This window comes from Xanthomonas campestris pv. campestris str. ATCC 33913 (assembly GCF_000007145.1).
Taxonomy (GTDB): domain Bacteria; phylum Pseudomonadota; class Gammaproteobacteria; order Xanthomonadales; family Xanthomonadaceae; genus Xanthomonas; species Xanthomonas campestris.
Genome location: NC_003902.1, coordinates 3,112,709 through 3,139,558 on the forward strand (window position 1 = coordinate 3,112,709; position 26,850 = coordinate 3,139,558).

Here is a 26,850-nt window from a genome sequence, read left to right on the forward strand (position 1 = left end):
GCTTAGCGTGCGCGTTGGCTGAAGGCCACGCTGCCCAGGATCAATACCGCGGCCAGCAGCATGGTCCAGGTCAGTGCCTCGCCCAATAGTGCCCAGGCCAGCAGCGCGCCGAACACCGGCACCAGATAGGTGACGGTGGAGGCGCGCGCGGGGCCGATGCGCTGGATCAGGCGGTAATACATCAGGAAGGCCAGCCCGGTGCACACCACGCCCAATGCACCGGCGCAGGCCCATGCGCTGGCCGGCACCGGCGCGCTCGGCCACTGCCACCACGCCACCGGCGCCAGCAGCAGCGCACTGCACCCCAATGTGGAGGCTGCCGACGCTGCCGGCGGCAGATCGCCCATGTGGCGTTTCACCAGGTTGTAGCCGATGCCATACAGCAGCGACGCGGTGGCGCCGGCCAACGCGGCCGGCCCCACGCTGAGCCCGGCGGACTTGCCGGTGGCCAGTACCAGCACGCCGATAAAGCCGATCAACAGTGCCACCGCGCGGCGCGTGCCGATGCGTTCGCCAAAGAACACGAACGCGATCAGGGCAGTGAACAACACCGTCATCGCGTTGCAGATGGCGCCCACCGCCGCGGGCGCATGCTGCGCGCCCCAGGCGAACAGCAGGAACGGCAATGCCGAGTTGAGCACGCCGATGGCGGCCAGCATCGGCCAACGGTGTAGCGGGAAGCGGCTGCGCGCCACCCACAAAAACGGCAACAACACTGTGGCACCCAGCGCGAGACGAATTTCCACCAATGCCGCGGCGCCGAAATGCGGCGCGGCCACACGCATGAACAGGAACGAGCAGCCCCATACGATTCCCAGGAACACCAGTTCCAGCGGCGTGCGCCAATCGCGCACGCCAAGCGCCGGTTGCAGTGACGGCTGTGCACTCATGCGCGCACCCTCCTGGCCTGCGATGCGGCGGTGCACACGCGTGAAAGAACATCGGGCAGGCGAGCGGTCATGGCGCGGGATCGAGATGGGGAGCGACAAAGCATCCGCGCACATCGCAGGCGCGACAAGCGCGTAGTATCGGGGCGAGCCACAAATCTCACTCATGCATCATGCATCTGCGTCCTACCTTGCTGCCTGCACTCGGCGTCTTCGCCGCAGCCGCGCGCCACCAGAACTTCGCCCATGCGGCGGAAGAACTGCACCTCACCGCCAGCGCGGTGAGCCATCACGTGCGCAAGCTCGAGGCACTGCTCGGTGCAACCTTGTTTCAGCGGCTGCCGCGCGGCGTAATGCTCACCGCCGAAGGACGCCAGCTGGCCGATGCCGCCAGCGCGGCGCTGGCCGAGATCGCCGCGGTGGCGGGCAATCTGCACCCGCGCGAAGACGCCATCCCGCTGCGCGTGACCACGCTGCGCTCGCTGTCGTATTGCTGGTTGTTGCCGCGCCTGCCGCGGTTCTGCCGCCTGCACCCGCATATCCGCCTGGACCTGCAATCGGACCCGGCATTCTCGCGCTTCGAGGAAGGCGGGCCGGAAGTGGGCATCCGCTACGGCCAAGGCGCCTGGCCGGGGTTGACCTCGCACCACCTGATGGACGACGAACTGTTCCCGGTGGCCTCGCCCTCGTTGCCCGAAGTGGCCGCGTTGCAGACGCCGGCGCAGATTGCGCAACTGCCGCTGTTGTCGGACATGTCGCCGCAGGGCTGGCGCGACTGGTTCCGCGCGGCGCAGGTGCGCGGCACCACGCTGCCGCCGATGCACACCTTCAACGACAGCACCGATGCGATGCGCGCGGCCGTGTACGGACTGGGCGCGGTGCTGGCACGCAAGCACATTGCCCAACCGTATCTGCAGCGCTATGAGCTGGTACGCCTGCCCGGCCCGACCTTGAAGGCGCGCTACGCCTACTACATCGTGCACCCCAGCCATCGCGCGCCCAGCCCGGCGGCCACCGTGTTCATCGACTGGCTCAAACGCGAAGCACTGGACGAGCGCACGCCGATGCCGGCACTGCCCGCCGAACTGCTGGCATTGCCCACCGGCGAGACCGCGCACGCGCCGGACAGACGGCGGCGATCGCGCCGTGCGCCGGCAACCGAGTGAGCCTTCGCCGCAGGTAGTGCATCGCCATCTGCAACTGCGCCGCGATGTCTCCCGTTGTGCAAGCGATCCAATCAGTCTGCCGCCCAGTGGCGCGTCAGGCGGCTGCGAAAGCAACAGTAGACGTGCACGCCAACACGGCCTTGCACCGCACTTCCGCCTCTCCAAACAGGGACGGGCGACGCTCCCAGCTCGACCCGCCAGTAAAAATCGCTTGACACCTCGCACACCAAGCGAGTTAATTAGTTAATTAGCTAATTCGTTAATTAGCTAAGCCATCATGTCGATCGATCGCATTTTCGAAGCCCTGGCATCGCGGCCACGTCGCGAGATCCTGGCCTATCTGTCGGCGCAGGAACTGACCGCTGGCCAGATCGGCGAGCGCTTTGCGATGAGTGCGCCCGCCATTTCGCGGCATCTGTCGGTGTTGTCGGCGGCTGGCCTGGTCAGCAGCGAACGGCGCGGCCAGTTCGTGGTGTACCGGCTGACCCCGCACAACATGGTCAACACGCTCAGCGGTTTCGCCTTCGAGGTCTGCCCCAAGGCCGGTCCGTTGCAACGCGAATCGCGCAAGCTGGCCAAGAAACCGCGCTGAATTCCGCTCTTCGTCATGACTGCAAGGATTGCCATGTACCCACAACAGGTTGTTGCCGAAGCGAGCTTCCCCCGCGTGTTGCTGCCCTCCTGCAGCGGCGGGCGGCCGGTGGAAGTGATCCTGATCGCCCAGCTGGATCCAGGCGCCGGCGACGGTCTGATCGCGCAGGCCGGCCTGCGGCAACAGCAGCACCCGGCCCATCACGCCGCACTGGACGAGCCATCGGCGCAGCTGTCGGCACCGGACTTCCAGCTGGGCGACCCGGCCTCGCTGTTCTCGTTTTCGGTCGGCCCGCAGGGGCACCCGTTCCACTGCCATGCCGGCAACCGCGTGTTCACTGCGGTGACCGGCAGCGGCGGCGCGCAGTTGCGGTTCTCCACCGCTTCGGCGCAGCAGATTGCGCAGGATCCGCAGGCCTTCCTGCACGCGCTGCGCCATGTGGACCTGCCCGGCGACAGCCTGTTCACGGTGCGCTTTGGCGGTGGCACCTGGCATCAGTTCGCGCCGGCGCGCGGCAGCGCGAGCCATTCGGCGTTGTTCGCCCTGTCCTGCCATCCCGATGAAGCCGCGGGCGCGCTGGACAGCGCACAGCAGGCGTTGGTCAGCAGTGGCCAGGCCACCATCGCCAGCCTCACCGAGCTGCTGCCGGAGGCGGTCACCGCATTGCTGGAATCGGACCAGTTCCGTGCCAGCGAGGTGCCGACCACCGCGCTGTCCTTCAACGTCAGACCACAGAGCTGGCAGCAGCGTGCGTGCGCCCGTGCGCGGCGCTGGGCCGGTCGCCTGCGCCAGGCCCTGGCGCTGACGCAACGTGGCGGCTTCGTGGCCACCAGTGCGCCGGCACCGCGTGTGCGCGCACTGCCCACCGTGGCCGACGATGCGCTGCTGCACGCGCACTTCAGCGCGCCGATGCACTACCAGGACAGCCATCAGGTGCAACTGGATACGCGCCAGTTGCGCAGCGACAGGCTGCCGGAGCTGATGTGCGACCTGCTGCAGGCCTTCATCGACCAGCCACCGAGCGGGGTGAGCGGATTGATGCGGCTGCGCAACCTGATGGTCAGACCGCTGGGGCTGCGCACCTCGCCGCTGGGTTGCCCGGTGTCATCGTTACTGGACCCGCATGCAGCGCAGCGGTTCGCCGGCCGTTTCCCGGTGCTGGCCCACCGCAGCGATGCCGATGGCCGGCAGGTGCAGGTGCTGCTGGGCGCGGACGACAAACACGTGCGTTTCCGCTCGGCGATCAGCGTGCGCCGTACCGGTGAACACACGCTCGCGGTGACCATGGCTACGCAGGTGCATTGCCGCAACCTGTTCGGGCACCTGTACATGGCGGCGATCCACCGCACCCATCGTCACTACATCATGCCGGCCATGCTCGGCAGCGCCGCACGGCAGGTGCTGGAGACGGCGCAGCACGCGCAGGCAAGCTGGCGCCCGCAGCCGGCATGAAACGCACGACGCGGAGGCGGCAGGCCATCACCTTGCCTTTGCCTGCCGCTACCTAGGCTTTGCGTTCCCACCACTCAGGACCAACGCCCATGCCGACTCTTCGCATGCGTATCACCGGCACCGACGACGATGCCCGCGCCATTGGCAATCTGTTGCAGAGCATCGAAGGCATCGAGCACGTCGAGGAAGTCGACGATCTGATGCCGCACCTGGACGATGACGACTCCAGTTCGGCAGGTCTGTCCGACGACGAAGGTCCGGGCACGCACGAATTCGAAGTGGAAGCCGGCAACGAATCCACCGCGCAAAAGGTGCGCGACGCCGTGCAGGAACTGGCGCTGCAGCTGGATGTCTTCATTGAATTCGAGGTCGACGAGGGCTAAGAGCGGCTAACAAAACGTAGCGAGCAGCCGTCAGGTGGGTGCGGACGGCGCGGAGAAACCGGAGTGTACGTGGGTACATGCCGATTCCGAGCACCGGCCGCGCCCGCCTGGCGGCTGCGCAGTCGTTTTGATAGCTGCTCTAAGCCCGCATCGCACTGCCGCATCTGGGCAGGCCAGCGCTGTGCGTCGGCCTGCCTGACGCGTCACACCACCCGGCGGCGCCGCGCCCGCCAGCGCCACGCCAGCCGCAGCAACCAGCCGACAATGGCCAGCACCACCACGACCGGCACCAGTGCCGCCACCGCACGGATGACGAAGGCTACGCTGGACGCAAACACCTGACCGAACTCGGCAGCCGCTTCGGCAATCTCGCCGCGGCCCTGTTCGCCGCTTGTCCCGCGGAACTCGATGGTCAGCAACTGCGTGCGCACGCGGCGCTGCTGTTGCGCAGCCTGTTGCTGGGTCTGCTGCGCTTCGGCTTCGATCTCGGCCAGCCGCTTGGACAAGGCCAACAGATCCGTCACCGCCAGATCATGCCGCTGTTGCAGCTGCAGCAGCCGGGCATGTTCGTTTTGCAGGCGCGCTTGCGCCAGGCCGGTGTCGGCGATCTGCTGCGCCAGGTCTTCGGCATGCGTGGTGCGCGCGGCCACATCGCCTTGCTGGCCAGCCAGCTGCACCAACGGGTCCACGCCGTCCGGCGCCACGCGCACGCGAATGCTGCCACTGGGCGCGCGCCCGCCTTCCTGCGACACCGCCAGCAACGCGCAATCGCCGTACTGCGCCGACTGGCAGGCGGTGCGCACTGCGGTGATGCGTGGGCCGATCTGGTCGGCGGCCAAGTCGATCCGCACTTCGTGCTCATACGCCAGCAAATTGCCCTGGCCGGACGGCGGCGCCGCCGGCGCAGCGGCTCCGCCGGCAAGCTCGCGCTGCTGTTTCGCGCAGCCTGCCACAAGGCCACAGGACAACAACGCCAGCAGCACCGTGCGCAGCGCGGCGCTCATCGGCTGGCTCCTTCGGCCGCATGGCACGGCGAGCAATTGCAGCCGTCCACGCCACGGATGGGGGTTTCGGTGTGCAGATCGAACGCGATGCGTCCGCAATCAAAACTGCCGGTGTCGTGCATGGTCCACCTCCTTGGAAGGTGGCCAGGGTAAACCAATGGCGGATGCGGCCGGCAGCCTGGATGCCTATGCTGGGCGATTGCTACCACCCAGGACTCACGAATGCGTCAACGCCTGCTCGTCCTCGCCCTGCTCGCCGGTCTCAGCGCCTGCCAGCAGCCCGAACCGCCGCGTGCCGGCACCGCCGCCGTCACTGCACAGGATGCGCAGAGCCCGGATGCGCGCTTTGCCGCGCTCTCCAAGCACGCGCTGGACACCTGGATGCAACTGTCGCCGGTCAATGCCACCCAGGTCGGCGACCACCGCTTCGACAGCCAGCTCGATGATCTGAGCACCGCCGGCCGCCAGCGCAGCCTGGACGCCGGCAAGCAGCTGCTGACCGAGCTCGATGCGCTGGACGTCAGCAAGCTCTCGCGCGAAAACCAGGTGGACGCAGCGATCCTGCGCAACCAGCTGCAATCGGAAATCTGGAACACCGAGGTGTTGCAGAGCTGGGCCTGGGACCCGCAGGTCTACAACGGCCTGGCAGGCAGCGCGCTTTACAGCCTGATGGCGCGTGAATTCGCACCGCTGCCCGAGCGCCTGGACTCGGCTACCCAGCGCATGGAAAAGATCCCCAGCCTGCTCGCGCAAGCGCGCGAGAACCTGGATCCGGCGCGCGTGCCCAAGATCCATGCCGAGACGGTAGCCAAGCAGAACAAGGGCATCCTCAGCATCGTCGACACCTTCATCGCGCCCAACATCGGCCAGCTGTCCCCGCCCGATGCCGCGCGTGCGCAGGCCGCCATCGACAACCTGAAGAAAGCGGTGACCGAGCAGCAAACCTGGCTGGACACGGTGCTGGTGCCCAATGCCAAGGGCGACTTCCGCGTGGGCGCGGACAAGTACGACCAGAAGCTGAAGTTCGCGCTGTTGTCGTCGCTGTCGCGTGCGGAGATCAAGCAGCGTGCCGAGTCCGAGCTCACGCGCGTGCGCTCGGAGATGTATGGCATTGCGCGCACCGTGCTCAAGGACAAGCCCGGCGCGCCGGCCCTGCCGGATGCGCCCAGCGATGCCCAGCAGCAGGCCGCGATCGAGGCGGCGCTGGAGCTGGCCTACGCCGACAAGCCGGCACGCGACAAGGTGGTGGACGATGCCAAGGCAGCGCTCGCGCAATCCACCGAATTCGTGCGCCAGAAAGATCTGATGACCCTGCCCGATTCGCCGGTGGACATCATCCTGATGCCGGAATTCCAGCGCGGCGTGGCGGTGGCCTACTGCGATTCGCCCGGCCCGCTCGACAAGAACCTCAAGACGTTCTATGCGGTGTCGCCGATCCCCGACGACTGGAATGCCAAGCAGGTCGATTCGTTCCTGCGCGAATACAACAGCCGCATGATCCACCTGCTCAGCATCCACGAAGGCACCCCGGGCCATTACCTGGAAGGCTGGCACTCCGGCAAGTTCCCCTCCACGCTGCGCGCGGTGCTGCGCTCGGGCATGTTTGCCGAAGGCTGGGCGGTCTACACCGAACGCATGATGCAGGAACAGGGCTACCTGGATAACGACCCGTTATTCCACCTGGTGCAGCTCAAGTTCTATCTGCGCACGATCGCCAACGCGATCCTCGACCAGGGCGTACACGTGGACGGCTGGGATCGCGACAAGGCGATGCACCTGATGACCCACGACACCTTCCAGCAGGAAAGCGAAGCGTCGGGCAAGTGGGTGCGTGCGCAGCTGTCGTCGGCCCAGTTGCCGACCTACTTCGTGGGCGTGCAGGAGCATCTGGATACGCGCAAGGCGGTGCAGGACAAGCTGGGCAGCACCTTCAATCTGAAGGCCTACCACGACAAGATCCTGTCCTACGGCGCGCCGCCGGTGCGCTTTGCACGCGAGTTGATGCTGGATCAGCCGATTCAGTGACCGCGTCCCTCTCCCCTCGGGAGAAGGTGCCCCGCAGGGGCGGATGAGGGTGCGGGCGAAGCCTCGTGTAGTCCAACTAGCGAGTGGCTACGCCCCGTACCCTCACCCCAACCCCTCTCCCGAGGGGAGAGGGGCTTGATGAAGAGCTGCCTGCATCCCTTCTCCCCTTCGGGAGAAGATGCCCCGCAGGGGCGAATGAGGGTGCGGGCGAAGCTTCGTGTAGTCCAACTAGCGAGTGGCTACGCGCCGTACCCTCACCCCAACCCCTCTCCCGAGGGGAGAGGGGCTTGATGAAGAGCTGCCTGCATCCCTTCTCCCACCGGGAGAAGGTGCCCCGCAGGGGCGGATGAGCGTGCGGGCGAAGCCTCGTGTGGTCCAACTAGCGAGTGGCTACGCCCCGTACCCTCACCCCAACCCCTCTCCCGACGGGAGAGGGGCTTGATGAAAAGCTGCCGGCGTCCCTTCTCCCCTCGGGAGAAGGTGCCCCGTAGGGGCGGATGAGGGTACGGGCGAAGCCTCGTGTAGTCCAACTAGCCAGTGGCTACGCCCCCTACCCTTACCCCAACCCCTCTCCCGAGGGGAGAGGGGCTTGGATGCTCGCTAATTTCCGTTGGCAAGTTTTCAAGCCACACGAAGCCAATTGCGTGTCCTCACGCGTCGCTTTTCCGTCACGCATCCGCCGCAACAAACCCACCGGTCTGCCGCGCCCATAGCCGGGCGTAAAGGCCGCCGTGCGCGATCAGTTCCGCATGCGTGCCTGTCTCGACGATGCGCCCACCATCCATCACCACCAGGCGATCCATGCGCGCGATGGTCGAAAGCCGGTGCGCAATCGCAATGACGGTCTTGTCACTCATCAACGCATCCAGGCTGTCCTGGATGGCCGCTTCCACTTCCGAATCCAGCGCAGAGGTGGCCTCGTCCAGGATCAGGATCGGCGCGTCTTTCAGCAGCACGCGTGCGATGGCGATGCGCTGGCGCTGGCCACCCGACAACTTGACCCCGCGTTCGCCCACATGTGCATCAAAACCGCGGCGGCCTTCGCCATCCACCAGCGTGTCGATAAAGCCATCTGCACGCGCCTTGTGCACTGCGTCCAGCAGTTGCGCCTCGGTGGCCTGCGGGCGGCCGTACAGCAGATTGTCGCGAATGGAACGGTGCAGCAGCGAGGTGTCCTGCGTGACCAGACCAATCTGCCCGCGCAGGCTTTCCTGCGTGACCTGGGCGATGTCCTGGCCATCGATCAGGATGCGCCCCTGCTCCAGGTCGTACAGGCGCAGCAGCACATTGACCAACGTCGACTTGCCCGCGCCGGAGGGCCCCACCAGACCGATCTTTTCCCCGGCGCGTACCTGCAGATCCAGCCCGGCAATCACCCCGCCGCGCTTGCCGTAATGGAAGTGGATCTGGTCGAAATGCACGGCGCCGCGTGTCACCTGCAGCGGCAGCGCGGTGGGCTGGTCCTGCACCGTCAGTGGCTGGGCAATGGTCTGCATGCCGTCCTGCACGCTGCCGATGTCTTCGAAAATGCCGTTCACCGTCCACATGATCCAGCCGGACATGTTGTGGATGCGGATCACCAGCCCGGTGGCCAGCGTAATGGCGCCCACGCTGATCTGGCCGCGGCTCCACAGCCACAACGCCAGCCCGCAGGTGCCCACGATCAGGAAGCCGTTGGCGATGGCGATGGCGGTGTCCATTGCGGTGGTCACGCGTGTCTGCAGGCGATGCTTGACCGCCAGCTCGTCGATCGCGTCGCGCACGTAGGCCTCTTCGCTGCGCGCATGCGAAAACAGCTTGAGCGTGGCGATATTGGTGTAGCCATCCACGATGCGCCCGGTGGCCTTGGAGCGCGCGTCCGATGCCACCCACGCACGCGCCTTCATGCGCGGCACGAAGAACGCCATCAGCCCCACATACACCACCAGCCAACACAGCAGCGGCACCATCAACCATGGGTCGGCCTGCGCGAACAACCACAGTGCGCTGCCGGTATAGACCACGATGTACCAGAGTGCATCGACCATCTGCACCGCCGATTCGCGCAGCGAGGTGCCGGTCTGCATCACGCGGTTGGCGATACGCCCGGCAAAATCGTTGTGGAAGAACGCCAGACTCTGGCGCACCACGTAGTTGTGCATCAGCCAGCGCGAGCGGTTGCTCAGGCCCGGCACGATGGCCTGATTGACCAGCAGGTTATGCAGCCCGGTGAAGAACGGCCGCGCCACCAGCGTGATCGCCGCCATCCACACCAGCTCGCCAGCATGGCGACGGAAGAACTCCGGCCCCGGCTGCTCGGCCAGCATGTCGACGATGCGGCCGAGGAAGTCGAACATCGCCACTTCCACCAGCGCCAGCAGTAGTCCGGCGATCAAGGTCGCTAACAGAATTGGCCACAACGGCCGCAGGTAATGCAGGTAAAAGCGCCACACGCTGCGTGGCGGCATCTCTCGCTCGATGGGCGGAAAGGTGTCGATCAGGGATTCGAACCAGCGGAACATGGGGCGCACTTCGGGTCTATCGGGGCGTCAGGCTAGCCGATCGGGCGTCAAGCCGCAGTGGCGACGTGCGGTGCACTGCGGCGACGGCATGCGCAGGCGTGTGATCACGGCCGTCGTGATTGCCGACTTCAGCGTCTTTTTAGGGCAGCCAGATCCCGCGCAATGCGTTCGCGATGAAAGCCGCGCAGACGCTCCTTCAACGCCGATATTGCGGGCCACGCAAGGCGGCGGCCGCGCACAACGCCGCCATCAAGCAGCTTCATGATTGCAATCTGCTGTGCCGGTGCACGCTACGCGGCATGCACCAGCTGCCGGCTCAGCGGCCCTGCAGGCTCGGCACCGCGTCGCTCACGTGGGCGTGGCAGCGCATGATCCAGTTGAATAGCGGCGTGGCCATCAAGGTGGACAAAATCGCCATCAGCACCAGCACCGAGAACAGGCCTTGTTCGATCACCCCGGCCTGCAGGCCGATGTTGATGATGATCAGCTCCATCAGGCCACGCGCGTTCATCAGCGAACCGATCGCCATCGCGTCGCGGTTGTTCTCGCCGGTGGCACGCGCCGCCGCCCAGCAGGCCACGCCCTTGCCGATGAACGAGGCCGCCAGGATCGCCACGCCAGCCAGCATGATCTGCGGCTGCATCAGCACGCTGAGCTGGGTCTTGAGCCCCGAGTAAGTGAAGAACAGCGGCAGCAGCAACACCACCACGAACGGCTGCATCATCGCGCGCAGCTTTTCGGTCAACGCCCCCTTCGGCAGGCAGGCACCGAGCAGGAAGCCGCCGAACACCGCATGGATACCGATCGCATCCATCGCCCAGGCGCTGAGGCAGAACAGCATCAGGATGACCGCCAACACGCCGTTGCCGAGCGGCTGATCGGGCACCACGTAATCAGACAACCGGCGCAGAAGGTGGCGCCCGACAAAAAGCATGAACAACGCGTAGGCCACGCCGCCGCCGATGGCCAGATACGCGCTACCCCAGCTGCCACCGAAGCTCGCCAGCACCACGGCCAGGATGCACCACGCCGCCGCATCGTCGAACGCGCCGGCGGTGAGCGCCAGCGTGCCCAACGGGCTGTTGGTGAGGCCGCGCTCGTGGATGATGCGCGCCAGCATCGGGAAGGCAGTGATGGCGATGGCCGCACCCAGGAACAGCGAAGCCTCCATCAGCTTGGCCTTTTCGGAGAACAGGCCCTGCACGTTGATCAACCACGGGCACAGCGCAAACGCCAACGCAAACGGCACTGCGATGCCGGCCAACGACACGCTCATGGCACTGCGATAGCGCGCCTTGAAGTGGTCGCCACGAAAGTCGGTGCCGACCAGGAACATGTACAGGCCCACGCCGAACTGCGCGAATACGTACAGCACGTCCATGGTTTGCTTGGGAAACAGCGCCGTCTGCAGATCCGGCAGCACCAGTCCGAACAGCGACGGCCCCAGCATCACGCCGGCAATCATCTCGCCCACCACCTGCGGTTGACCTATGCGCTTGGCCAGCAGACCGACCACACGGCACGCCAGCAGGATCGCGGCGGCCTGCAAAAAGAAATACACCGACATCTGCGGAGTGGTCATGCGTGGACGGCGTCCCTGAGAGTTGCGCGGATCATAGCGAGCCAGGCCGGTGGGCGATAGCGCCGACGGGCTACGCGCACAGGTGACCTGCAAGCAGTTGCGTTCGTTACGCGACAGGCGGGCGCGACTGCGGGACCGCATTGCGAGGGCAGCCGATGGGCCGCCACCGACCGTTCAGAGGCCGTGCTCCATGGCGGCTGGTCAGCCACGCGACGCAGATTGAGTTCGGCCGAAATCAGGCGGCCGCGTGTCTGCTTGCGCCGCGGCCCGGCGGCCCCTGCAGGGCCACCGGTGCGCGCCAGTTCACTCCTGCGCTGCCACCGCCGCTGCCACCGGCGTCAACACCAGATCCTGGAAATCGAAACTGAAGTCGGTCAATGGCGATACGGCCTCCATGCGCATCTCACGCACCTTGCCGTCGGGGGTCAGCGCGAAGTTGACGAACGCATCGGCATTCAAGGAGCGGTCGTCCCAGCGCACGATGAAGCTGTCGTGCTGCCAGTGCTTCAGCGTGCCCACCAGTTGCGCGGTCTTGGCGAACTGCAGGCGCAGCCGCTTGCCCTCCTGGCGGATCACCACCTCGCCGTACAGGGGTCGCGATAGGTCGCGGCGTACCCACTCAGCGGTAACGACGGCGCCGAGCGCTTGGCACGCGCCTGCTCATGGTGTTTCCAGCTGGTATCGGCTTCGGCATCTGCCTTTTCCACGGCCTTGGCGTAGGCGGCGGTCCAGTCGGTGGCGGGCAGCTGCAAGAACGCATCCAGCACCTGCAGCGTCACCGCGTTGAATGCCGCGCCCACTTCCTGATTGGTCAGCACCACCACGCCGAGTTTTTGCTCCGGCACCAGGGTCAGCCGCGACACCATGCCGGGCCAACCGCCGGTGTGCCACACCAGCCGATGGCCGCGGTAATCGCTCAGGCTCCAACCTTCGCCGTAGCCGGCAAAGTTGGGGCGCGCCGCGGCCAGTTCGGGCACCGCCGGCTCCGGCACATTGATCGGCGTGATCATCGACCACATCTCGCGCTGCCGCTTGGCACTGAACAAGGGGATGCCATCGGCCAGCGTGCCGCCGGCCAGTTGCACGTTCATCCACAACGCCATGTCGTGCGCACTGGAATACACACCACCGGCGCCAGAATTGTTGGACCAGGTCAGCGGCGCTACCGTGCGCAGCTTGCTGAAGTCGTACTTGGCATGCCCCACGGCGGCCGTATCGCCGGGTTGCAGGTGGTCGGCATTGAAGCGTGTGCCGGCCATGCCCACCGGCGTGAAAATGCGCTGTTGCAGGAACGCGGCATAGCTCTGCCCGGATACCTGCTCGATCACTTTCTGGGCGACCGCGTACAGGATGTTGTCGTAGGCGTAGCGGTCGCGGAAGCCGCCCTTGAGCGGCACCTTGGCCAAGCGCTGCACCACTTCTTCGGTGGTGTAACTGGTGGTGGGCCAGTACAGCAGATCGCCTGCGCCCAGGCTCAAACCGCTGCGGTGCGCGAGCAGGTCGCGCACGCGCATTTCGTTGGTGACATACGGGTCGGACATGCGGAACCACGGCAGGTGCTCGATGACCCTGTCGTCCAGCGAGAGCTTGCCCTCATCGGCCAGGATCGACAGCGATGCGGCGGTGAAGGCCTTGGTGTTGGAAGCAATGGCGAACAGCGTGTTGGCCTGCACCGGCGCCGGCTTGCCCAGCTCGCGCACACCATAGCCGCGCTCCAGCACGATCTGGCCATCCTTGACGATGGCCACGGCAATGCCGGGCACATCGAACTGCTTGCGCACCCGCTCCATCTGCGCATCGAACTGCTGCATGCCGGCCGGCAATGCAGCCGTCTCAGCGGCCAAGGTGACACCACTCACTGTCATGCCAGCCATCGCCATCGCTCCCACCATCATCCAGGTCATCGGCTTGCTGTGCTGCTCTGTGCTCATCGATCAATGCTCCACGCCGGCGATTTCCAACGACAACGGCGTCGCGGCCACCACGACACCGTTCGCATCGGCATACAGCCAGTGCCCGGGGACGAACGCCACGCCGGCAAAATTCACCGGCACGTCCACATCGCCCAGGTCGCGGCGCTCGGTGCGGCGTGGGCACGCCGCCAACGCCAGCACCCCCAACGGCAAGCCGGCCAGGATCTCCACGTCGCGCACGCACCCGTGGATCAGCACGCCGGCCCAGCCATTGGCCACCGCCTGTGCGCCGATCTGGTCACCGAACAAAGCCTGCCGCAAGGAGCCCTGCCCATCGACCACCAGCACGCGCCCGTCGCCAGGCGTGGAGGCCAGCTCGCGTATGCGCGAGTTGTCCTCGACACAGCGCACCGTGGCGATCGGCCCGGAAAAGGTGGTGCGCCCACCAAAGTGCCGAAACAGCGGTTCGGCGACCGCCACCTCGGGAAAGCGGTCGCAAAGATCGGGGGTGGTCCAGGTCATGACAACGCTCCGGCAAGGGGAGCCCGATGGTAGCCGGCTGCCAGCGACAGAGCATCCTCGGGCGCTGGTTGCACGACGCAAGGTATCCGCTGTCGCCAGCGTCTCGCGGCGGCGGCGGTATCATCGGTCACTTGCAGCGATCGCAGTTCCGGCACATCGCGGCATGCCCCCCCCTCGCCACTGCGGAGCCCGCCATGACCGATCTGTTCGCTGCAGCGCCCCCTGCCCTGGAAGGCATCCATGTCGGCATTGGCGGTTGGGTGTACGCACCGTGGCGCGCCGGCATGTTCTATCCCGAGGGCCTGGTGCAGCGCCGGGAGCTGGAATACGCCAGCCGCCATGTCACCGCGATCGAAATCAACGGCACGTACTACGGTGCGCAGAAACCGGCGACCTACGCGAAGTGGCGCGACGAGGTGCCACCGGGCTTTGTGTTCTCGGCCAAGGCGCCGAGGCGTATCACCCAATCACGCACGCTGGCTGGCACCGGCGCGCAGGTGGAGGACTTCATCGGTGGCATTGCCGAGCTGGGCGACACACTCGGGCCGCTGGTGTGGCAATTCGAACAAGGCCATCGCCTGCAGCCCGATGACCTGGAGGGGTTCCTGTCGCTGTTGCCCAAGCGCGCTGGCAGCCGCGTGCTACGGCACGTGCTGGAGATCCGTGACCACGCCGCCGTGGATTCCGCGCTCATCGCGCGGGTGCGCCAACATGGCGTGGCCACGGTGTTCACTGATTCTGACGAACACCCCTCGTTTGCCGATCTCTCCACGGATTTTGTGTATGCACGGCTGATGCGCAGCCAGGCACGCCTGCACACCGGTTATCCGGCACCTGCGCTGGCGCAGTGGGCCGAGCGCATCCAGGCCTGGCGACGCGGCGAAGACCCGGCCGATCTTCCGCATGTCGGCGATGCACCGGCGCCGGCCACTGCGCGCGAGGTGTTCGTGTTCTTCATCAGCGCAGCCAAGGAGCGCAACCCGGCTGCGGCGATGGCGCTGCTGCAGGCGCTGGGACGCTAGCGGCGCGCAACGCGCTGCGGCGCAGCTCAGGCATTACGGGTGCGGTCGTTGTGCCAGCGGCCGGCCGCTACACGCGCGGCAACGGCAACGGCCACTGTGCGCGAGATGCTCTGGTCTTTCATCAGTCCGCCTGAGCAACGCAACCCGAAGGCGATGATGGTCCTTCTGCAGGTAATGGACCGCTAGCGGCGCGCGAGGCGCTGCGGCGCAGCTCAGGCATTACGAGTGCGGTCGTTGTGCCAGCGGCCGGCCGCTACACGCGCGGCAACGGCAACGGCCACTGTGCGCGAAATGCGCTGGTCTTTCATCAGCTCGCCTGAGCAACTAAAGCCGGAAGCGATGATGATCCCTCTTCAGGCAATGGACCGCTAGCGGGGCGTGAGGCGCGACCGCGCAGGTCAGGCGCGACGGTTGCGTTCGGTGTGCCAGTGGCTGGCGCGCACCGCTGTGGTGGTGGCTACACCTGCGATAGCTCCAGAGAAACCCGATGACGCTTCTGCAGTACCGCGCACAACGCCTTGGGGCCGAAGACACATGCCGCTACAGGCTTGGCCTTGACTCAGCCTGCGCCGCCTGTGGAGACAACCCGACGCCCGCTTCCGTAGTTCTGCGCGCACCGCTTTGGAGCCAACAACACGTAGGCCAGCCCAGCGGTTTCGGCGACAATGGCGCATGCCCATGACCGACCTGCGCAAGGCGCAACTGCAAATCCATTTCTGCGTGCTGCTCTGGGGCATCACCGCGATCCTCGGCAAGCTGATCACGCTGCAGGCGCTGCCGTTGGTGTGGTGGCGGATGCTGATCGTGGTGGTGGCGTTGTTGCTGCTGCCGCGCGTGTGGCGCGGGCTACGTGCGATGTCGGCGCCGGTGATGCTGGGCTATTGCGGCATCGGCGTGCTGGTGGCGCTGCACTGGCTCACCTTTTATGGCGCTATCAAGCTGGCGAACGCTTCGGTGGCGGCGACCTGTATCGCATTGGCGCCGGTGTTCACTGCGGTGATCGAACCCTGGGTGGCGCAGCGCCCGTTCCGGCCGCGCGAGCTGCTGTTCGGGCTGGCGGTGTTGCCGGGCGTGGCGCTGGTGGTCGGTGGCGTGCCCGATGGCATGCGTGCGGGCGTGGTGGTCGGCGCGGTCTCGGCGGTGTTCGTCGGCTTGTTCGGCTCGCTCAACAAACGCATGGTGGCGCACGCCGACCCGCTCACCGTCACCGCCCTGGAACTGGGCGCTGGCACGCTGGCCCTGACGGTGCTGGCGCCTGCCTTGCCATTGGTGCTGCCAGCCCTGCATGGCGACCTGCTGGTGCTGCCCAGCCTGCACGATGGCGTGTTGCTGCTCGGCCTCGCCCTGGCCTGCACGCTGCTGCCATTTGCCCTGGCGCTGGTCGCGCTGCGGCACCTCAGCGCCTACTCGGTGCAGCTGGTGACCAACCTGGAGCCGGTCTACGCGATCGTGCTGGCGATCGTGTTGCTGGGCGAACAACGCGAACTGACGCCGCTGTTTTACCTCGGCGTGGCGATCATCCTGGGCGCGGTCTTCCTGCATCCGGTGCTGGAGCGGCGCCGCAAGGTGGTGCATCCCGAATTGCTCGGCACCGCCGAGGCGAAGAACATCGTCGATTGATCGGCCACGCCGAACGGCCATGTTTTTCGTAGGAGCGCGCTTGCGCGCGAGGGGCTTGACCGGGAACGCCCCATCGCGCGCAAGCGCGCTCCTACGGGCACCAATCCTTCTGAGTGTCTGCGCCGCCAAGTCATCGCAGTACCAATTCGCACGACAGGCTCAGCACGCGCTGCGCACCAGCGTCCTAATGCGTCACAAGCACCCGGCCGTTGTAGGAGCGCGCTTGCGCGCGAGGGCTTTACCGGTAACGCCCCATCGCGCGCAAGCGCGCTCCTACGATGAGCATTCCAGATGATGCATCGGGAAGCGTCCGAGGGACGATCAAACTGCGCCAAGCAACGACCGCCCCAACACACTGCCAAGCCACACTCACCAATCAGTACGCTGCGGCAATAACCCCTGCAATTCCTGGTCGGTGAGATTGCGCCACTGGCCGGGCTTGAGCGCGGCCAGCTTGATGTTGTCGATGCGCACGCGGCGCAGCTGGGTCACGCGGAAGCCGAACGCCGCGGCCATCAGGCGGATCTGCCGGTTCAAGCCCTGCTCCAGCACGATGCGGAAACCGAACTTGGCGATGCGCGCGGTACGGCACGGCAAGGTGGTTTCGTCATGCAGGCGCACGCCGCGGGCCATGCCGCGCAGGAATTCGTCGGTGACCGGCTTGTTGACCGCCACCAGGTATTCCTTCTGGTGCCGATTTTCCGCGCGCAGGATCTCGTTGACGATGTTGCCGTTGCTGGTCATCAGGATCAGCCCTTCGGAGTCCTTGTCCAGCCGGCCGATCGGGAAGATGCGCTGCTCGTGGCCCACGAATTCCACGATGTTGCCCTTCACCGAACTCTCGGTGGTGCTGGTGATGCCCACTGGCTTGTTGAGTGCGATGTACACGTGGCGGCGCGTACCAGGCTTTTTGGCCTCGCGCACGCGCAGGGGCTGGCCGTCCACCAGCACGGTGTCGTCTTCGCCGACCACCGCGCCGGTGCCGGCGATCACGCCATTGACGGTGACGCGGCGTTCGCCGATCAGGCGGTCCGCCTCGCGGCGGGAGCAAAAGCCGGTTTCGGCGATATGTTTGTTGAGTCGGGTCGTCATCGGCGGATTATCGGCGATTGCGGCGCCGCGCGGGCCATTGCGTGCGTCAGGGCCGCTCAGGAGGCAGCCAGGCTGGGTAGCGACACATGCAGCAGGTCGTCCAGCGGGCATGGCCTGTGCAGGCTAAACCCTTGCACCTGGCCGACCCCGGCCTCGCGCAGGCCGGCGATGTCGGCCTCCGATTCCACGCCCTCGGCCACCACCTCGATCCCCAGCGCCAGCCCTACCTGCGCGATCGAATGCACGGTGGCGCGGTCCACGGCGTCATGCGCGTAATTGCGCACGAAGCCGCAGTCGATCTTGAGCACATCCACCGTAAATTGCTTGAGATAACCGAACGAAGCCAGGCCGCTGCCAAAATCATCCAGCGCCACATGGCAGCCGCGCGCACGCACGCTCTGCACGAACCGCTGCGCGTGCTCCAGATCGCCGATCACTGCGGTTTCGGTGATTTCCAGGCACAGCTTGGCCACCAGCGCCGGGTAGCGCTCGAACAAGGCGCACACAAAATCCAGGAAGTCGCGTTGCGCGATCGACTGCGCGGACAGGTTTACATGGCACAGGTCCAGGCTCGCCACATGCGCCGGATTGGCAGAGAGCTGCGCACAAAGGGTTTCCAGCACGTGCGCATCCACCATGCGGCCCAGGCCGTAACGTTCCACCGCCGGCAGGAATTCGCCAGGGCTGAGCACGCGCCCGTCGCGCGTGCGCATGCGCACCAGCACTTCGTATTGCACACGCCCCGGGTCGCTGAGCACCTGGATCTTCTGCGCGTACAGCAGCAGCCGGTCCTCGGCGATCGCCTGCTGCACCGCGCTGATCCAGCCGCCGTCGTGGCGCCGCCGCGCCATCGCCAGATCGGTCTCGCCGAAACTGCGGATGCGGTTGCGGCCCTCTTCCTTGGCCGCATGGCAGGCCAGGTCGGCCGCGGTCATCAGCAGGTTGACGTCGTCGGCCCCCTGGCGGATCTCCACCACGCCGAAACTGCAGCTGGGGGTCAGCGGCCGGCCGCCCTGGTGGCTCCACGGCTGCCCAAGCACGCCATGCATCCGCTCCAGCAGCGTGTGCGCATGCGCCAGGTCGGTGTTGGCCAGCAGGATCGCGAACTCGTCGCCGCCCAGCCGCCCCAGCCAGTCGCCGGGGCGCAGCTGCATGGTGATCACGTCGGCGAAGTGGCACAGGAACTTGTCGCCCACCGCATGCCCGAAAGTGTCGTTGACCAGTTTGAAGTGATCCAGGTCCACGAAGCACAGCGCGTGGCACAGCTGCGGTGACTGCGGCGGGTCGATCAGGCGTTGCAGCCTGCGCTCGATCTCGCGGCGATTGATCAACCCGGTGAGCGCATCATGGCGCGCGTGATAGGCCACTTCGTCGGCCAGTTCGTGCGCCTGCGAGACATCCTCGATCACCGCCAGCACCAGGCTTGGCTCCTGCGGCCCCGGCTCCACCAGCGAGGCACTCCAGCGCCCCCACAGCACCCCGCCATCGGAGCGCAGAAAGCGTAGCTCGCCAGCCTGCATCAGCCGCGGCCAGTCGATCAGCCCGCGGCTGTCCAGCACGATGTCGTCGGGGTGCATCACCTCGGCCAGCGTGCAGGCCTGCAAGGCCTCTGGCGGGTACTGCAGGATGTTCGCCAGGGAGGCATTGGCATCGAGCACGCGCCCGCTCAGGTCGAACTTCACCATGCCCAGCGCGGCATGCTGAAACGCGGTGCGGAAGCGGCCTTCGTGCGACATCAGGTAGTCGCGGGTGCGCCGGATCGCCAGCACGCAGGTGCTCAGCACCAGCAGCAAGGTGGCCAGGCTGCAGGTCACCATCACATCGTGCAGCATGCGCGCGCAGCGGGTCAGCAAGGTCAGGAACTGGGCGGCATCGCGCCGCATGCGGCCATCCAGCAGATGCAGTTCGGCACGCAAGGACTGCAGTGCGCGCGCGTCCGGCGTGCCGGTGGCCTGGGCGGAGGCCGCCCGGTCGGCCAGCAGGCTCAGATGCAGGATGTCGCCATCGGTGTGCTTCCACAGCGCAATTGCGCTGCCCAGGTACGGCAGGCGCTGCCCATACCGGTACAGGCGCACCATCTGAGGCATGTCTTCACGGGCATTGCGGCCGGCCGCCAGACCGGCATAGACCTCGGCCCAGTCGATTGGCGAGGCATCCACCGCCAACCGCGCCGCGCGATCGCCCAACGGCACTTCCAGTGCGCGACAGGCCGCCTGCAGATCCGCCGGATCGGCGCTGCCGAGGTAGCGCTCCAGCCAGTAAACCGATTCCTGCTGGGCCTTGGACCAGTGGCTCTCGCCAATGATCCAGCTGGTGGCACCGGCCTGGACCTCGATCACCAGTGCCGACAGCACCGCCATGCAGCCGGTCAGCACGATCAACAGCGCCAACGGCAGCGTGAGCCAGCCACGCACCGTCTGCATGGTCCCGCCGCCACCTGTGCCTCGTGCCGCCTGCGCTTTCGCCATCACCGTCCACCGCTGCCCAATGCGTCTCAGGCGCCCAGTGGGCGCCTGAAGGCAGTAACGGCAGCAATGGCAGAGTCTGTATGGCAGCGCCCGCTTGGCGGACGCTGCGCACAGGCATGCTCAGGCGCGCTTACTCGCTACGCGGGCCACGCGGCTTGGGCGGACCCTTGCGGTGCGGCGCGCCAGCGCGGTCCATCGGCCGGTTGGGCCGGCCCGCCGGCCTGGGGCCACGCGGGAACTTGGGCTTGGACGCCGCCGCAGCGGCCGCCTCGCCCTCTTCCAGCTTGCGCATGTTGAGCTGCTGGCCCGACACCCAGACCTTCTTCAGGTGGGTCAGCAGTTCGCGCGGCATGTCGGCCGGCAGATCCAGGATCGAGTAATCGTCCTGGATGTCGATGCGGCCGATGTAGCGGCTTTCCAGGCCGGCTTCGTTGGCGATGGCGCCGACGATGTTGGCCGGCTTCACGCCATGGGTGTGGCCCACTTCGATGCGGTAGCTCTCCATGCCGAACTCCGGCTCGCCGCGCGGCGCGCTCGGCTCGCGGCGCGGACGCTCGGCGCCGGCGTCTTCACCATAGGCCGGGCGGTCCGGACGCGGCGGACGTGCACCACGCTCGCCGTCGGGCGCACGCGGGCCACGCTCGAACTTGGGCTCGAAGCGCGGGCGCTCGCCACGGTCGGCGCGGTCGTTGCGCTCACGCGGTGCGAAGTCTTCGCGCGCGCCACGCACCGGCGGAGTCAGCAGGAACGGGGCGTTCCCCTGCAGCAACTTGGCCATTGCCGCAGCGATGTCGATCGCCGGCACGTTGTTCTCGCTCTCGTAGCGCTGCAGCAGATCGCGATACATCTCGATCTGACCGCCGGCCAGGGTCTCGGTGATGCGGGTCATGAAACGCGCCACGCGGGTGTCGTTGACCGCGTCCACGCTCGGCAGCTGCATCTCTTCGATCGGCTGACGGGTGGCGCGCTCGATCGCGCGCAGCATGCCCTTCTCGCGCGGGGTGACGAACAGGATCGCGTCGCCGTTGCGGCCGGCACGGCCGGTGCGGCCGATGCGGTGCACGTAGCTTTCGGTGTCGTACGGAATGTCGTAGTTCAGCACGTGGCTGACGCGTTCCACGTCCAGGCCGCGCGCGGCCACGTCGGTGGCGACCAGGATGTCGAGCTTGCCGTCCTTGAGCTGGGCAATGGTCTTTTCACGGGCGGCCTGCTGCATGTCGCCATTGATGGCGGCCGCGGCCAGACCGCGCGCCTGCAGCTTTTGCGCCAGCTCTTCGGTAGCGGCCTTGGTGCGCGCGAAGATGATCATGCCGTCGAACGGCTCGACTTCCAGGATGCGGGTCAGCGCGTCCAGCTTGTGCAGGCCGCTCACCCACCAGTAGCGCTGGCGGATATTGGCCGAGGTGGTGGTCTTGGCCGCGATGGTGACTTCGGCAGGGTCCTTCAGATAGGTCTGCGCAATGCGGCGGATCGCCGGCGGCATGGTCGCGGAGAACAACGCCACCTGGCGCTTTTCCGGCAGCTTCTTCAGCACCGCTTCGACGTCGTCGATGAAGCCCATGCGCAGCATTTCGTCGGCTTCGTCCAGCACCAGCGTCTTCAGCTGCGACAGGTCCAGGGTGCCGCGGTCCAGGTGATCGATCACCCGGCCCGGGGTGCCCACCACCACGTGCACGCCGCGCTTGAGCGCGCTGAGCTGCTGGGCATACGGCTGGCCGCCGTACACCGGCAGCACGCGGAAACCGGGGATGGCTTCGGCATATTTCTGGAAGGCTTCGGCCACCTGGATGGCCAGCTCGCGCGTCGGCGCCAGCACCAGCGCCTGCGGCTTGACCTGGTTCAGGTCGGCATTGGACAGCACCGGCAGCGCGAACGCGGCGGTCTTGCCGGTACCGGTCTGGGCCTGGCCGAGCACGTCGCGACCGGCCAGCAGCGCCGGGATGGTGGCGGCCTGGATCGGCGAAGGGGTCTCGTAGCCGACGGCGGCAACCGCCTTCATCACAGCATCTGAGAGGCCGAGGTCTGCAAACAGCAGCGGCGCGGAAGATTCTTGGGTCATGGGTAACTCCGGAGGCGCCGCACGGAGCCGGCAGGCGCAAAGCAACATAGTGTGCGCCCAGAAGACCCCTGCTGTCGAAGGTTCGTGACAGTTTGTTCAGGTTGTGAGGATTTTCACCCTCCCGGCGAATCATCCAGACATGCCCTCCTCGCCCACCCACGCCGCCGTTCCCATGCCCCAACAAACAGACCTGCACGCCCGCTTCAGTGCTCTGATGCAGCAGCACCGAGGCATCGTGCTCAAGGTCGCGGCGAGCTATTGCCGGGATCCGGATGACCGCGCCGATCTGGCCCAGGACATCGCCACGCACCTGTGGCGGGCCTTCCCCAGCTACGACCCGCACCGCCGTTTTTCCACCTGGATGTACCGCATCGCGTTGAACGTGGCGATCAGCGACTTGCGCAGCCGCCGGCATGCCCCTAGCGAGGTGCTCGATGTGGGCACGCTGGTCGACAGCATTGCCGACCCGCATGCCCGCGACCCGGCGCGCGAACACCAGCTCACCGCGCTCTACACCTTCATCGCGCAGCTGCCACGGCTGGAGCGCGCGTTGATGCTGCTCTACCTGGACGACCACAGCTACCGCGAGATCGCCGATGTGCTGGGCATCAGCGAAACCAACGTGGCCACGAAGCTCAGCCGCCTGAAAGCGCGCATCCGCGCCGAACTGTGACCTTTCCCCTTGTGCAACCGGAGCAACCCCATGGAACTGGATGACATGAAACATGCCTGGCAGACGCTGGAACAGCGCCTGGATCAGCAGGCTGCACAGACCGGGCAACTGCTTGGTGTTGTGCATGAAGAGACGGTGCGCAGCAGCCTGCGCCCGCTCTGGGTCGCGCAGACCGCGCAATTGCTGTGCGCGCTGGCACTGGCCATTGTGAGCGCACGCAGCTGGATTCCCCACACGGATCAGCCCGTGGCGGTCATTGGCGGCGTGCTGCTGCAGGCCTGGTGCATGGCATTGGCGATCTCCGCGATGGTGCAGCTGCAGCTGCTGACACAGTTCAATGTCGCAGGGCCGCTGCTGCGCACGCAACACGCGCTCGCCAGGTTGCGACGCTGGCGCACGCGCGTGGCGCCGTGGCTGGGCGTGGCGTTTTGGGTGCTGTGGATTGCCGTGGCCGACGCGCTCTGGCGCGCCCTCACCGGCCAAACCCTGCCGACCGATTGGCTGGTGCTCAACCTGCTGGTCGGCGTGGCCGGCGGCATCGGCACCTGGCTCGGCTTTCGGCGGCTACAACGCGCACAACATCCCTGGCTGGAACGCATTGACCGCGCGCACGCCGGTACCGGCGTCATTCGCGCCGAACGCATGCTGGAAGAGATCGCACGCTTCCAGCGCGACTAGCGGGCGACGGGCGACCTGCACCACGCACTATGCAGCGCCCACCGCGCCGCGACCTGCAGCCGTTGGGTGATCAAGCAACCTCACGCACAGAACGCCTCGCCAGTACACCCACGTCATTGCGCAGTGGTGTTGCCAGCCGCTCCAGGCGGATAATCGCCCCCCTCCCTGTCACCGAGCACACCATGCAATTTCTGGAATTCGACCTGGACGGCGAGTACATCGAGCTCAACCAGCTACTCAAGCTGGCCGGCATCGCCGACAGCGGTGGCCAGGGCAAGGCGATCGTCGCCAGTGGCGCGGTCAGCGTCGATGGTGTGCAGGAGCTGCGCAAGACCGCCAAGATCCGGCCGGGCCAACTGGTGCAGTTGGATGACGTGGAGATCCGGGTGCTGGCGATGGATCCAGAGGCGGACCCGGCGGAATGACAGTGGGCAGGTGAGCTGGCGCACCATCGCGCGCTCGGCCGACGACCCGGAGCGCGATGTCTGCAGTGTTTCGATTGCGGCCGATTCGGCCACACCGCTCTGGTTCGAACAGTCGCTTCGTGGTGGTCACGCGGAGCGTGGCGGGGGCAGCATGCGTGCCTTGCATCCGCTGGAAGGCTGACGCGGCGATTGGCGTGCGGACGTGACCAAGGCCAGCTACGCCTGGGTCATCCCACTGCTGGAAGCGGCACTGCGCAGTGGCGATGCGCCAACCGCGATCAATGCGATCCCTGCACGCGTGAACGCACCCGCCTGACTGCAGTGCGGCTGATGTAAGCCGGCCTGATCGCAGTCCGCGCAATTGCCGCGCCGGCATTCCCGACGCAGCGGATGCCGTCCTGCAACACCACGCATCGGACGCCGTTGCAAGGTGACGCAGGACGATGACAGCGCAACGCTGCACGCGTTGCTTGCCGCTGCCACTTCATCGCCTCAAACGCTCCGCTGGGTCAGATGCGCTGCAATCGCCTGCTTGAACGGCGCCACCGCATTGGCCGCACGCAAGGCGCCACGTCGCAGCAAGCGGGCCGGTGCACGATCGTCGGTGTACAGCGCGGCCAGTGCATTGGTTGCTTCATACAGCGGGCGCGTCGCCAGACGATGCGCGCGCGCATATCCCTGCACGACCGCTGCGGCGCCGATATCGCCACCGCGCGCGGCCGCGGCCAGCACGCGCTCGGCCAGACGCGCCTGGCTTTGCAACCCGAAGTTGAAGCCGTGCGCGGTGACCGGGTGCATGCCCACCGCCGCATCGCCGATCAACGCCGCACGCTCGCCGGCAAACTGTTGTGCATAGGTTGCGATCAACGGATACGCATGGCGGCTGCCGTCCTGCTGCATCGGGCCGAGCCGGTGTTCGAAGGCGTCCGTCACCGCCGCGCCGAACGCGCGCGCGTCCATCGCCAGCAAAGCCTCGACCTGGCGTGGCGGCAAGGTCAGCACGGCGCCAGCGCGGTTGCCCTTCAGCGGCAGCAAGGCCAGCGTCTTGCCATAGCCAAACCACTCCCAGGCTGCATGGTGGTGCGGCACTGCATGGCGCACGCGGCACACCAACATGGTCTTGCCGAAATCGCGCAGCTGCGCGCCGATGCCAAGCAACCGCCGCGTGCTGGAAAACCGGCTGTCGGCTGCAACCAGCAGCCGCGCCGACAGCCGCGCCCCATCGGCGAGTTCCACACACACACGCGTGGGCGTGTGCTGTAGCGCGCGCACGCGATGGCCGCAGCGGATCTCCAGCCCCGGCTGCGCCTGCACGGCCTGCCACGCGGCGCGGCGGATCAGATGATTGGGTACCAGCCAGCCCAGGTCGCCGGCGTGCCGCGCGGCGGATGCGAAAGTCAGCGCAAACGGTGAATGGCCGTCCATTACCCGCGCATCGCGCAGTGGCGAGATCGCATCGGGCGACACGTGCTGCCAGAGGCCACACGTTTCCAGCAGCGCGCGCGATGCATACGTCAGCGCGATCTCGCGTCCATCGAAGGCCGGATCGGCAAGGTGTTCGCGCGATTGCTGGTCGATCAACGTGACCGATAACCCGCTGCCGGCCAGCGTCCGTGCAAACGCCAGGCCAACCGGCCCGGCACCGATCACCGCGATATCCACCGTCTGCATGCTGCACTCCGCGCATTGCGAGGTGCACAGTCTACGAGCGGCCGTATCGCGCTGGCTTGATCAGGATCAACCCGCGCACCGTGCCGCAGGACGCGGCACGGCGATCACGCCTTACCAGCCCAGCAGCGCGCGCACCAGCTTGACGATGCCCCAGAACGACACCACCCAGATCGCGCTGCGCAGGTAGGGAATGCCCAGCGCATACACCGGCACGTAGGCCACCCGTGCCCACAGATACAGCTGCACGCCCAGCGCGGTTTCGGCATTGGTGCGGCCGGCCACGGTGACCGCCAGCACTGCCGCGGCAAAGATCGCGAACGTCTCCAGAAAATTGCGGAACGCACGATCCAGCCGTGCGGCCACGCCGGTCAGCGGCTTGGTCTCGCCATCGCGGGCGCTGGCGTTCCACTTGGTGCCGCGCTGGGCGGTCATGCTGGTCGATGCCGCCAGCAGCTGCACCAGGCCGAGCACCATGGCCCAGCCCAGCATCTGCAGTTCGATGCTCAGTTGCATGCGTTGCTCCGCTCAAAGGCCACGATCACTTGGCCGACGCCCGCAGGCTGTACCCGGCCAATCGCCAGGTCTTGTCTTCGTCCAGGCGGAACGACACCAGCTCGCGTACCGGCTGCGGCGCCTTGGCAAACCGGGTCGGGAAACTGACGTTGATGTACAGACCTTCTGGCACCTGGGCCCCCGGGCCGTACTTCACCCGCGTCACCGCGCCCTGCCCGCGCCCGACCACCGGCCCGAGCTGGGTGCGCTGGCTGCCGATCTGGCCGACGAACTGCTCGCGCGTCACCGCCTTCTTGGCCACGCTGGAAGCGCCGTCCCACAACGGCCCGACCTGGGTGCCGTCCACCATCTGCGCCACCCGCAGCGCGGCCTGGGTCATTTCGGTGTTCTGCTTGGTCAGCTGCGCCTGCTGTGCGGCGTTGGGCGCGGTCGCAGCGGGTGCCGCGGCCGGGCGTGCAGTGGGCGCGATGGCAGAGGGCGCTGCGGCCGGGCGTGCAGTCGGGGCCGGCTGTTGTGCGAAGACCACGGAAGGCGCCACGGCCAGCGCGGCGAGCAGACAGGAACGAAGCATGTGCAAGGACCTTGTACGGAACGTCGGGGAA

Annotated in this window: 23 protein-coding genes, 1 other RNA gene and 2 pseudogenes; 11 read left to right on the forward strand and 15 right to left on the reverse strand. The window is 66.7% G+C overall.

Annotated features, from left to right (window positions below):
* Positions 1-2: 2 nt before the first annotated feature.
* On the reverse strand, positions 3-890 hold the full coding sequence (locus tag XCC_RS13625) for a DMT family transporter (RefSeq protein ID WP_011037756.1): 888 nt from the start codon (positions 888-890) through the stop codon (positions 3-5).
* Positions 891-1,060: 170 nt separating this feature from the next.
* Between XCC_RS13625 and XCC_RS13630 the strand changes: the two genes are divergently transcribed.
* The 4 genes from XCC_RS13630 to XCC_RS13645 all read left to right on the forward strand — a co-directional run bounded on the left by XCC_RS13630 (position 1,061) and on the right by XCC_RS13645 (position 4,480).
* Entirely contained in the window at positions 1,061-2,053 is a 993-nt protein-coding gene (locus XCC_RS13630) for a LysR substrate-binding domain-containing protein (protein WP_011037757.1), read from the forward strand.
* A gap of 277 nt (positions 2,054-2,330) precedes the next feature.
* Positions 2,331-2,645: a metalloregulator ArsR/SmtB family transcription factor gene (locus tag XCC_RS13635; RefSeq protein ID WP_011037758.1), complete on the forward strand. Its 315-nt coding sequence runs from the start codon at positions 2,331-2,333 to the stop codon at positions 2,643-2,645.
* Between the two features lie 117 nt (positions 2,646-2,762).
* The gene (locus XCC_RS13640; protein ID WP_227971921.1) at positions 2,763-4,097 is read left to right on the forward strand and encodes a DUF2867 domain-containing protein; all 1,335 of its coding nucleotides are present in this window, start codon (positions 2,763-2,765) and stop codon (positions 4,095-4,097) included.
* Between the two features lie 89 nt (positions 4,098-4,186).
* Positions 4,187-4,480, forward strand: coding sequence for a hypothetical protein (locus XCC_RS13645; protein ID WP_014508313.1), 294 nt, complete (start codon positions 4,187-4,189; stop codon positions 4,478-4,480).
* Positions 4,481-4,484: 4 nt separating this feature from the next.
* On the opposite strand, the gene XCC_RS13650 is transcribed toward XCC_RS13645, so the two are convergent.
* From XCC_RS13650 to XCC_RS22240, 3 genes are all read right to left on the reverse strand, one after another.
* A non-coding RNA gene (locus XCC_RS13650) (sX9 sRNA) lies at positions 4,485-4,559 on the reverse strand.
* A 124-nt stretch (positions 4,560-4,683) separates the two neighbouring features.
* Positions 4,684-5,484: a DUF4349 domain-containing protein gene (locus tag XCC_RS13655; RefSeq protein ID WP_011037761.1), complete on the reverse strand. Its 801-nt coding sequence runs from the start codon at positions 5,482-5,484 to the stop codon at positions 4,684-4,686.
* The gene (locus XCC_RS22240) at positions 5,481-5,606 is read right to left on the reverse strand and encodes a hypothetical protein (RefSeq protein ID WP_016944354.1); all 126 of its coding nucleotides are present in this window, start codon (positions 5,604-5,606) and stop codon (positions 5,481-5,483) included. The genes XCC_RS13655 and XCC_RS22240 overlap by 4 nt, the downstream gene beginning before the upstream one ends.
* Positions 5,607-5,706: 100 nt before the next feature.
* Between XCC_RS22240 and XCC_RS13660 the strand changes: the two genes are divergently transcribed.
* A complete protein-coding gene (locus XCC_RS13660; RefSeq protein WP_011037762.1) occupies positions 5,707-7,509 on the forward strand; it encodes a DUF885 domain-containing protein in 1,803 nt (600 codons plus the stop codon).
* 668 nt (positions 7,510-8,177) lie between these two features.
* On the opposite strand, the gene XCC_RS13665 is transcribed toward XCC_RS13660, so the two are convergent.
* From XCC_RS13665 to rraA, 5 genes and pseudogenes are all read right to left on the reverse strand, one after another.
* Entirely contained in the window at positions 8,178-10,010 is a 1,833-nt protein-coding gene (locus XCC_RS13665) for an ABC transporter ATP-binding protein (protein WP_011037763.1), read from the reverse strand.
* Positions 10,011-10,138: 128 nt separating this feature from the next.
* On the reverse strand, positions 10,139-10,273 hold the full coding sequence (locus XCC_RS22560; protein WP_256364321.1) for a hypothetical protein: 135 nt from the start codon (positions 10,271-10,273) through the stop codon (positions 10,139-10,141).
* Positions 10,274-10,326: 53 nt separating this feature from the next.
* On the reverse strand, positions 10,327-11,592 hold the full coding sequence (locus XCC_RS13670) for a cation:proton antiporter (RefSeq protein ID WP_011037764.1): 1,266 nt from the start codon (positions 11,590-11,592) through the stop codon (positions 10,327-10,329).
* A gap of 303 nt (positions 11,593-11,895) precedes the next feature.
* A pseudogene (locus tag XCC_RS13675) lies at positions 11,896-13,466 on the reverse strand (serine hydrolase).
* Between the two features lie 60 nt (positions 13,467-13,526).
* Positions 13,527-14,027, reverse strand: a complete 501-nt coding sequence (gene rraA, locus XCC_RS13680; protein WP_011037767.1) for a ribonuclease E activity regulator RraA — start codon at positions 14,025-14,027, stop codon at positions 13,527-13,529.
* 194 nt (positions 14,028-14,221) lie between these two features.
* Between rraA and XCC_RS13685 the strand changes: the two genes are divergently transcribed.
* Both XCC_RS13685 and XCC_RS13690 read left to right on the forward strand, forming a co-directional pair.
* Positions 14,222-15,049, forward strand: coding sequence for a DUF72 domain-containing protein (locus XCC_RS13685; RefSeq protein WP_011037768.1), 828 nt, complete (start codon positions 14,222-14,224; stop codon positions 15,047-15,049).
* A gap of 672 nt (positions 15,050-15,721) precedes the next feature.
* Positions 15,722-16,669, forward strand: a complete 948-nt coding sequence (locus XCC_RS13690) for a DMT family transporter (protein ID WP_011037769.1) — start codon at positions 15,722-15,724, stop codon at positions 16,667-16,669.
* 369 nt (positions 16,670-17,038) lie between these two features.
* Here the strand turns inward: XCC_RS13690 and XCC_RS13695 are convergent, their stop codons facing one another.
* The 3 genes from XCC_RS13695 to XCC_RS13705 all read right to left on the reverse strand — a co-directional run bounded on the left by XCC_RS13695 (position 17,039) and on the right by XCC_RS13705 (position 22,288).
* Positions 17,039-17,761, reverse strand: coding sequence for a pseudouridine synthase (locus tag XCC_RS13695; protein ID WP_011037770.1), 723 nt, complete (start codon positions 17,759-17,761; stop codon positions 17,039-17,041).
* A gap of 56 nt (positions 17,762-17,817) precedes the next feature.
* Positions 17,818-20,229: a putative bifunctional diguanylate cyclase/phosphodiesterase gene (locus tag XCC_RS13700; RefSeq protein ID WP_029628911.1), complete on the reverse strand. Its 2,412-nt coding sequence runs from the start codon at positions 20,227-20,229 to the stop codon at positions 17,818-17,820.
* 130 nt (positions 20,230-20,359) lie between these two features.
* Positions 20,360-22,288: a DEAD/DEAH box helicase gene (locus tag XCC_RS13705; protein ID WP_011037772.1), complete on the reverse strand. Its 1,929-nt coding sequence runs from the start codon at positions 22,286-22,288 to the stop codon at positions 20,360-20,362.
* Between the two features lie 172 nt (positions 22,289-22,460).
* Here XCC_RS13705 and XCC_RS13710 point away from each other — a divergent pair, with 172 nt between their 5' ends.
* The 4 genes and pseudogenes from XCC_RS13710 (at position 22,461) to XCC_RS22245 (ending at position 24,380) form a co-directional block, all read left to right on the forward strand.
* Positions 22,461-22,961, forward strand: coding sequence for an RNA polymerase sigma factor (locus tag XCC_RS13710; RefSeq protein WP_011037773.1), 501 nt, complete (start codon positions 22,461-22,463; stop codon positions 22,959-22,961).
* Between the two features lie 30 nt (positions 22,962-22,991).
* A complete protein-coding gene (locus XCC_RS13715) occupies positions 22,992-23,639 on the forward strand; it encodes a hypothetical protein (protein WP_011037774.1) in 648 nt (215 codons plus the stop codon).
* A gap of 182 nt (positions 23,640-23,821) precedes the next feature.
* Complete coding sequence (locus tag XCC_RS13720; protein ID WP_011037775.1) at positions 23,822-24,064, forward strand: RNA-binding S4 domain-containing protein; 243 nt, start codon at positions 23,822-23,824, stop codon at positions 24,062-24,064.
* Positions 24,065-24,074: 10 nt separating this feature from the next.
* A pseudogene (locus tag XCC_RS22245) lies at positions 24,075-24,380 on the forward strand (hypothetical protein).
* Between the two features lie 176 nt (positions 24,381-24,556).
* Here XCC_RS22245 and ubiM read toward each other — a convergent pair.
* The 3 genes from ubiM to XCC_RS13740 all read right to left on the reverse strand — a co-directional run bounded on the left by ubiM (position 24,557) and on the right by XCC_RS13740 (position 26,819).
* Positions 24,557-25,735: a 5-demethoxyubiquinol-8 5-hydroxylase UbiM gene (gene ubiM, locus XCC_RS13730; protein ID WP_011037777.1), complete on the reverse strand. Its 1,179-nt coding sequence runs from the start codon at positions 25,733-25,735 to the stop codon at positions 24,557-24,559.
* Between the two features lie 111 nt (positions 25,736-25,846).
* Entirely contained in the window at positions 25,847-26,248 is a 402-nt protein-coding gene (locus tag XCC_RS13735; protein ID WP_011037778.1) for an MAPEG family protein, read from the reverse strand.
* A 25-nt stretch (positions 26,249-26,273) separates the two neighbouring features.
* Positions 26,274-26,819 carry a DUF4019 domain-containing protein gene (locus tag XCC_RS13740; RefSeq protein ID WP_011037779.1) on the reverse strand — a complete coding sequence of 182 codons (546 nt, stop codon included), beginning with the start codon at positions 26,817-26,819 and terminating at the stop codon, positions 26,274-26,276.
* Positions 26,820-26,850 lie beyond the last annotated feature (31 nt).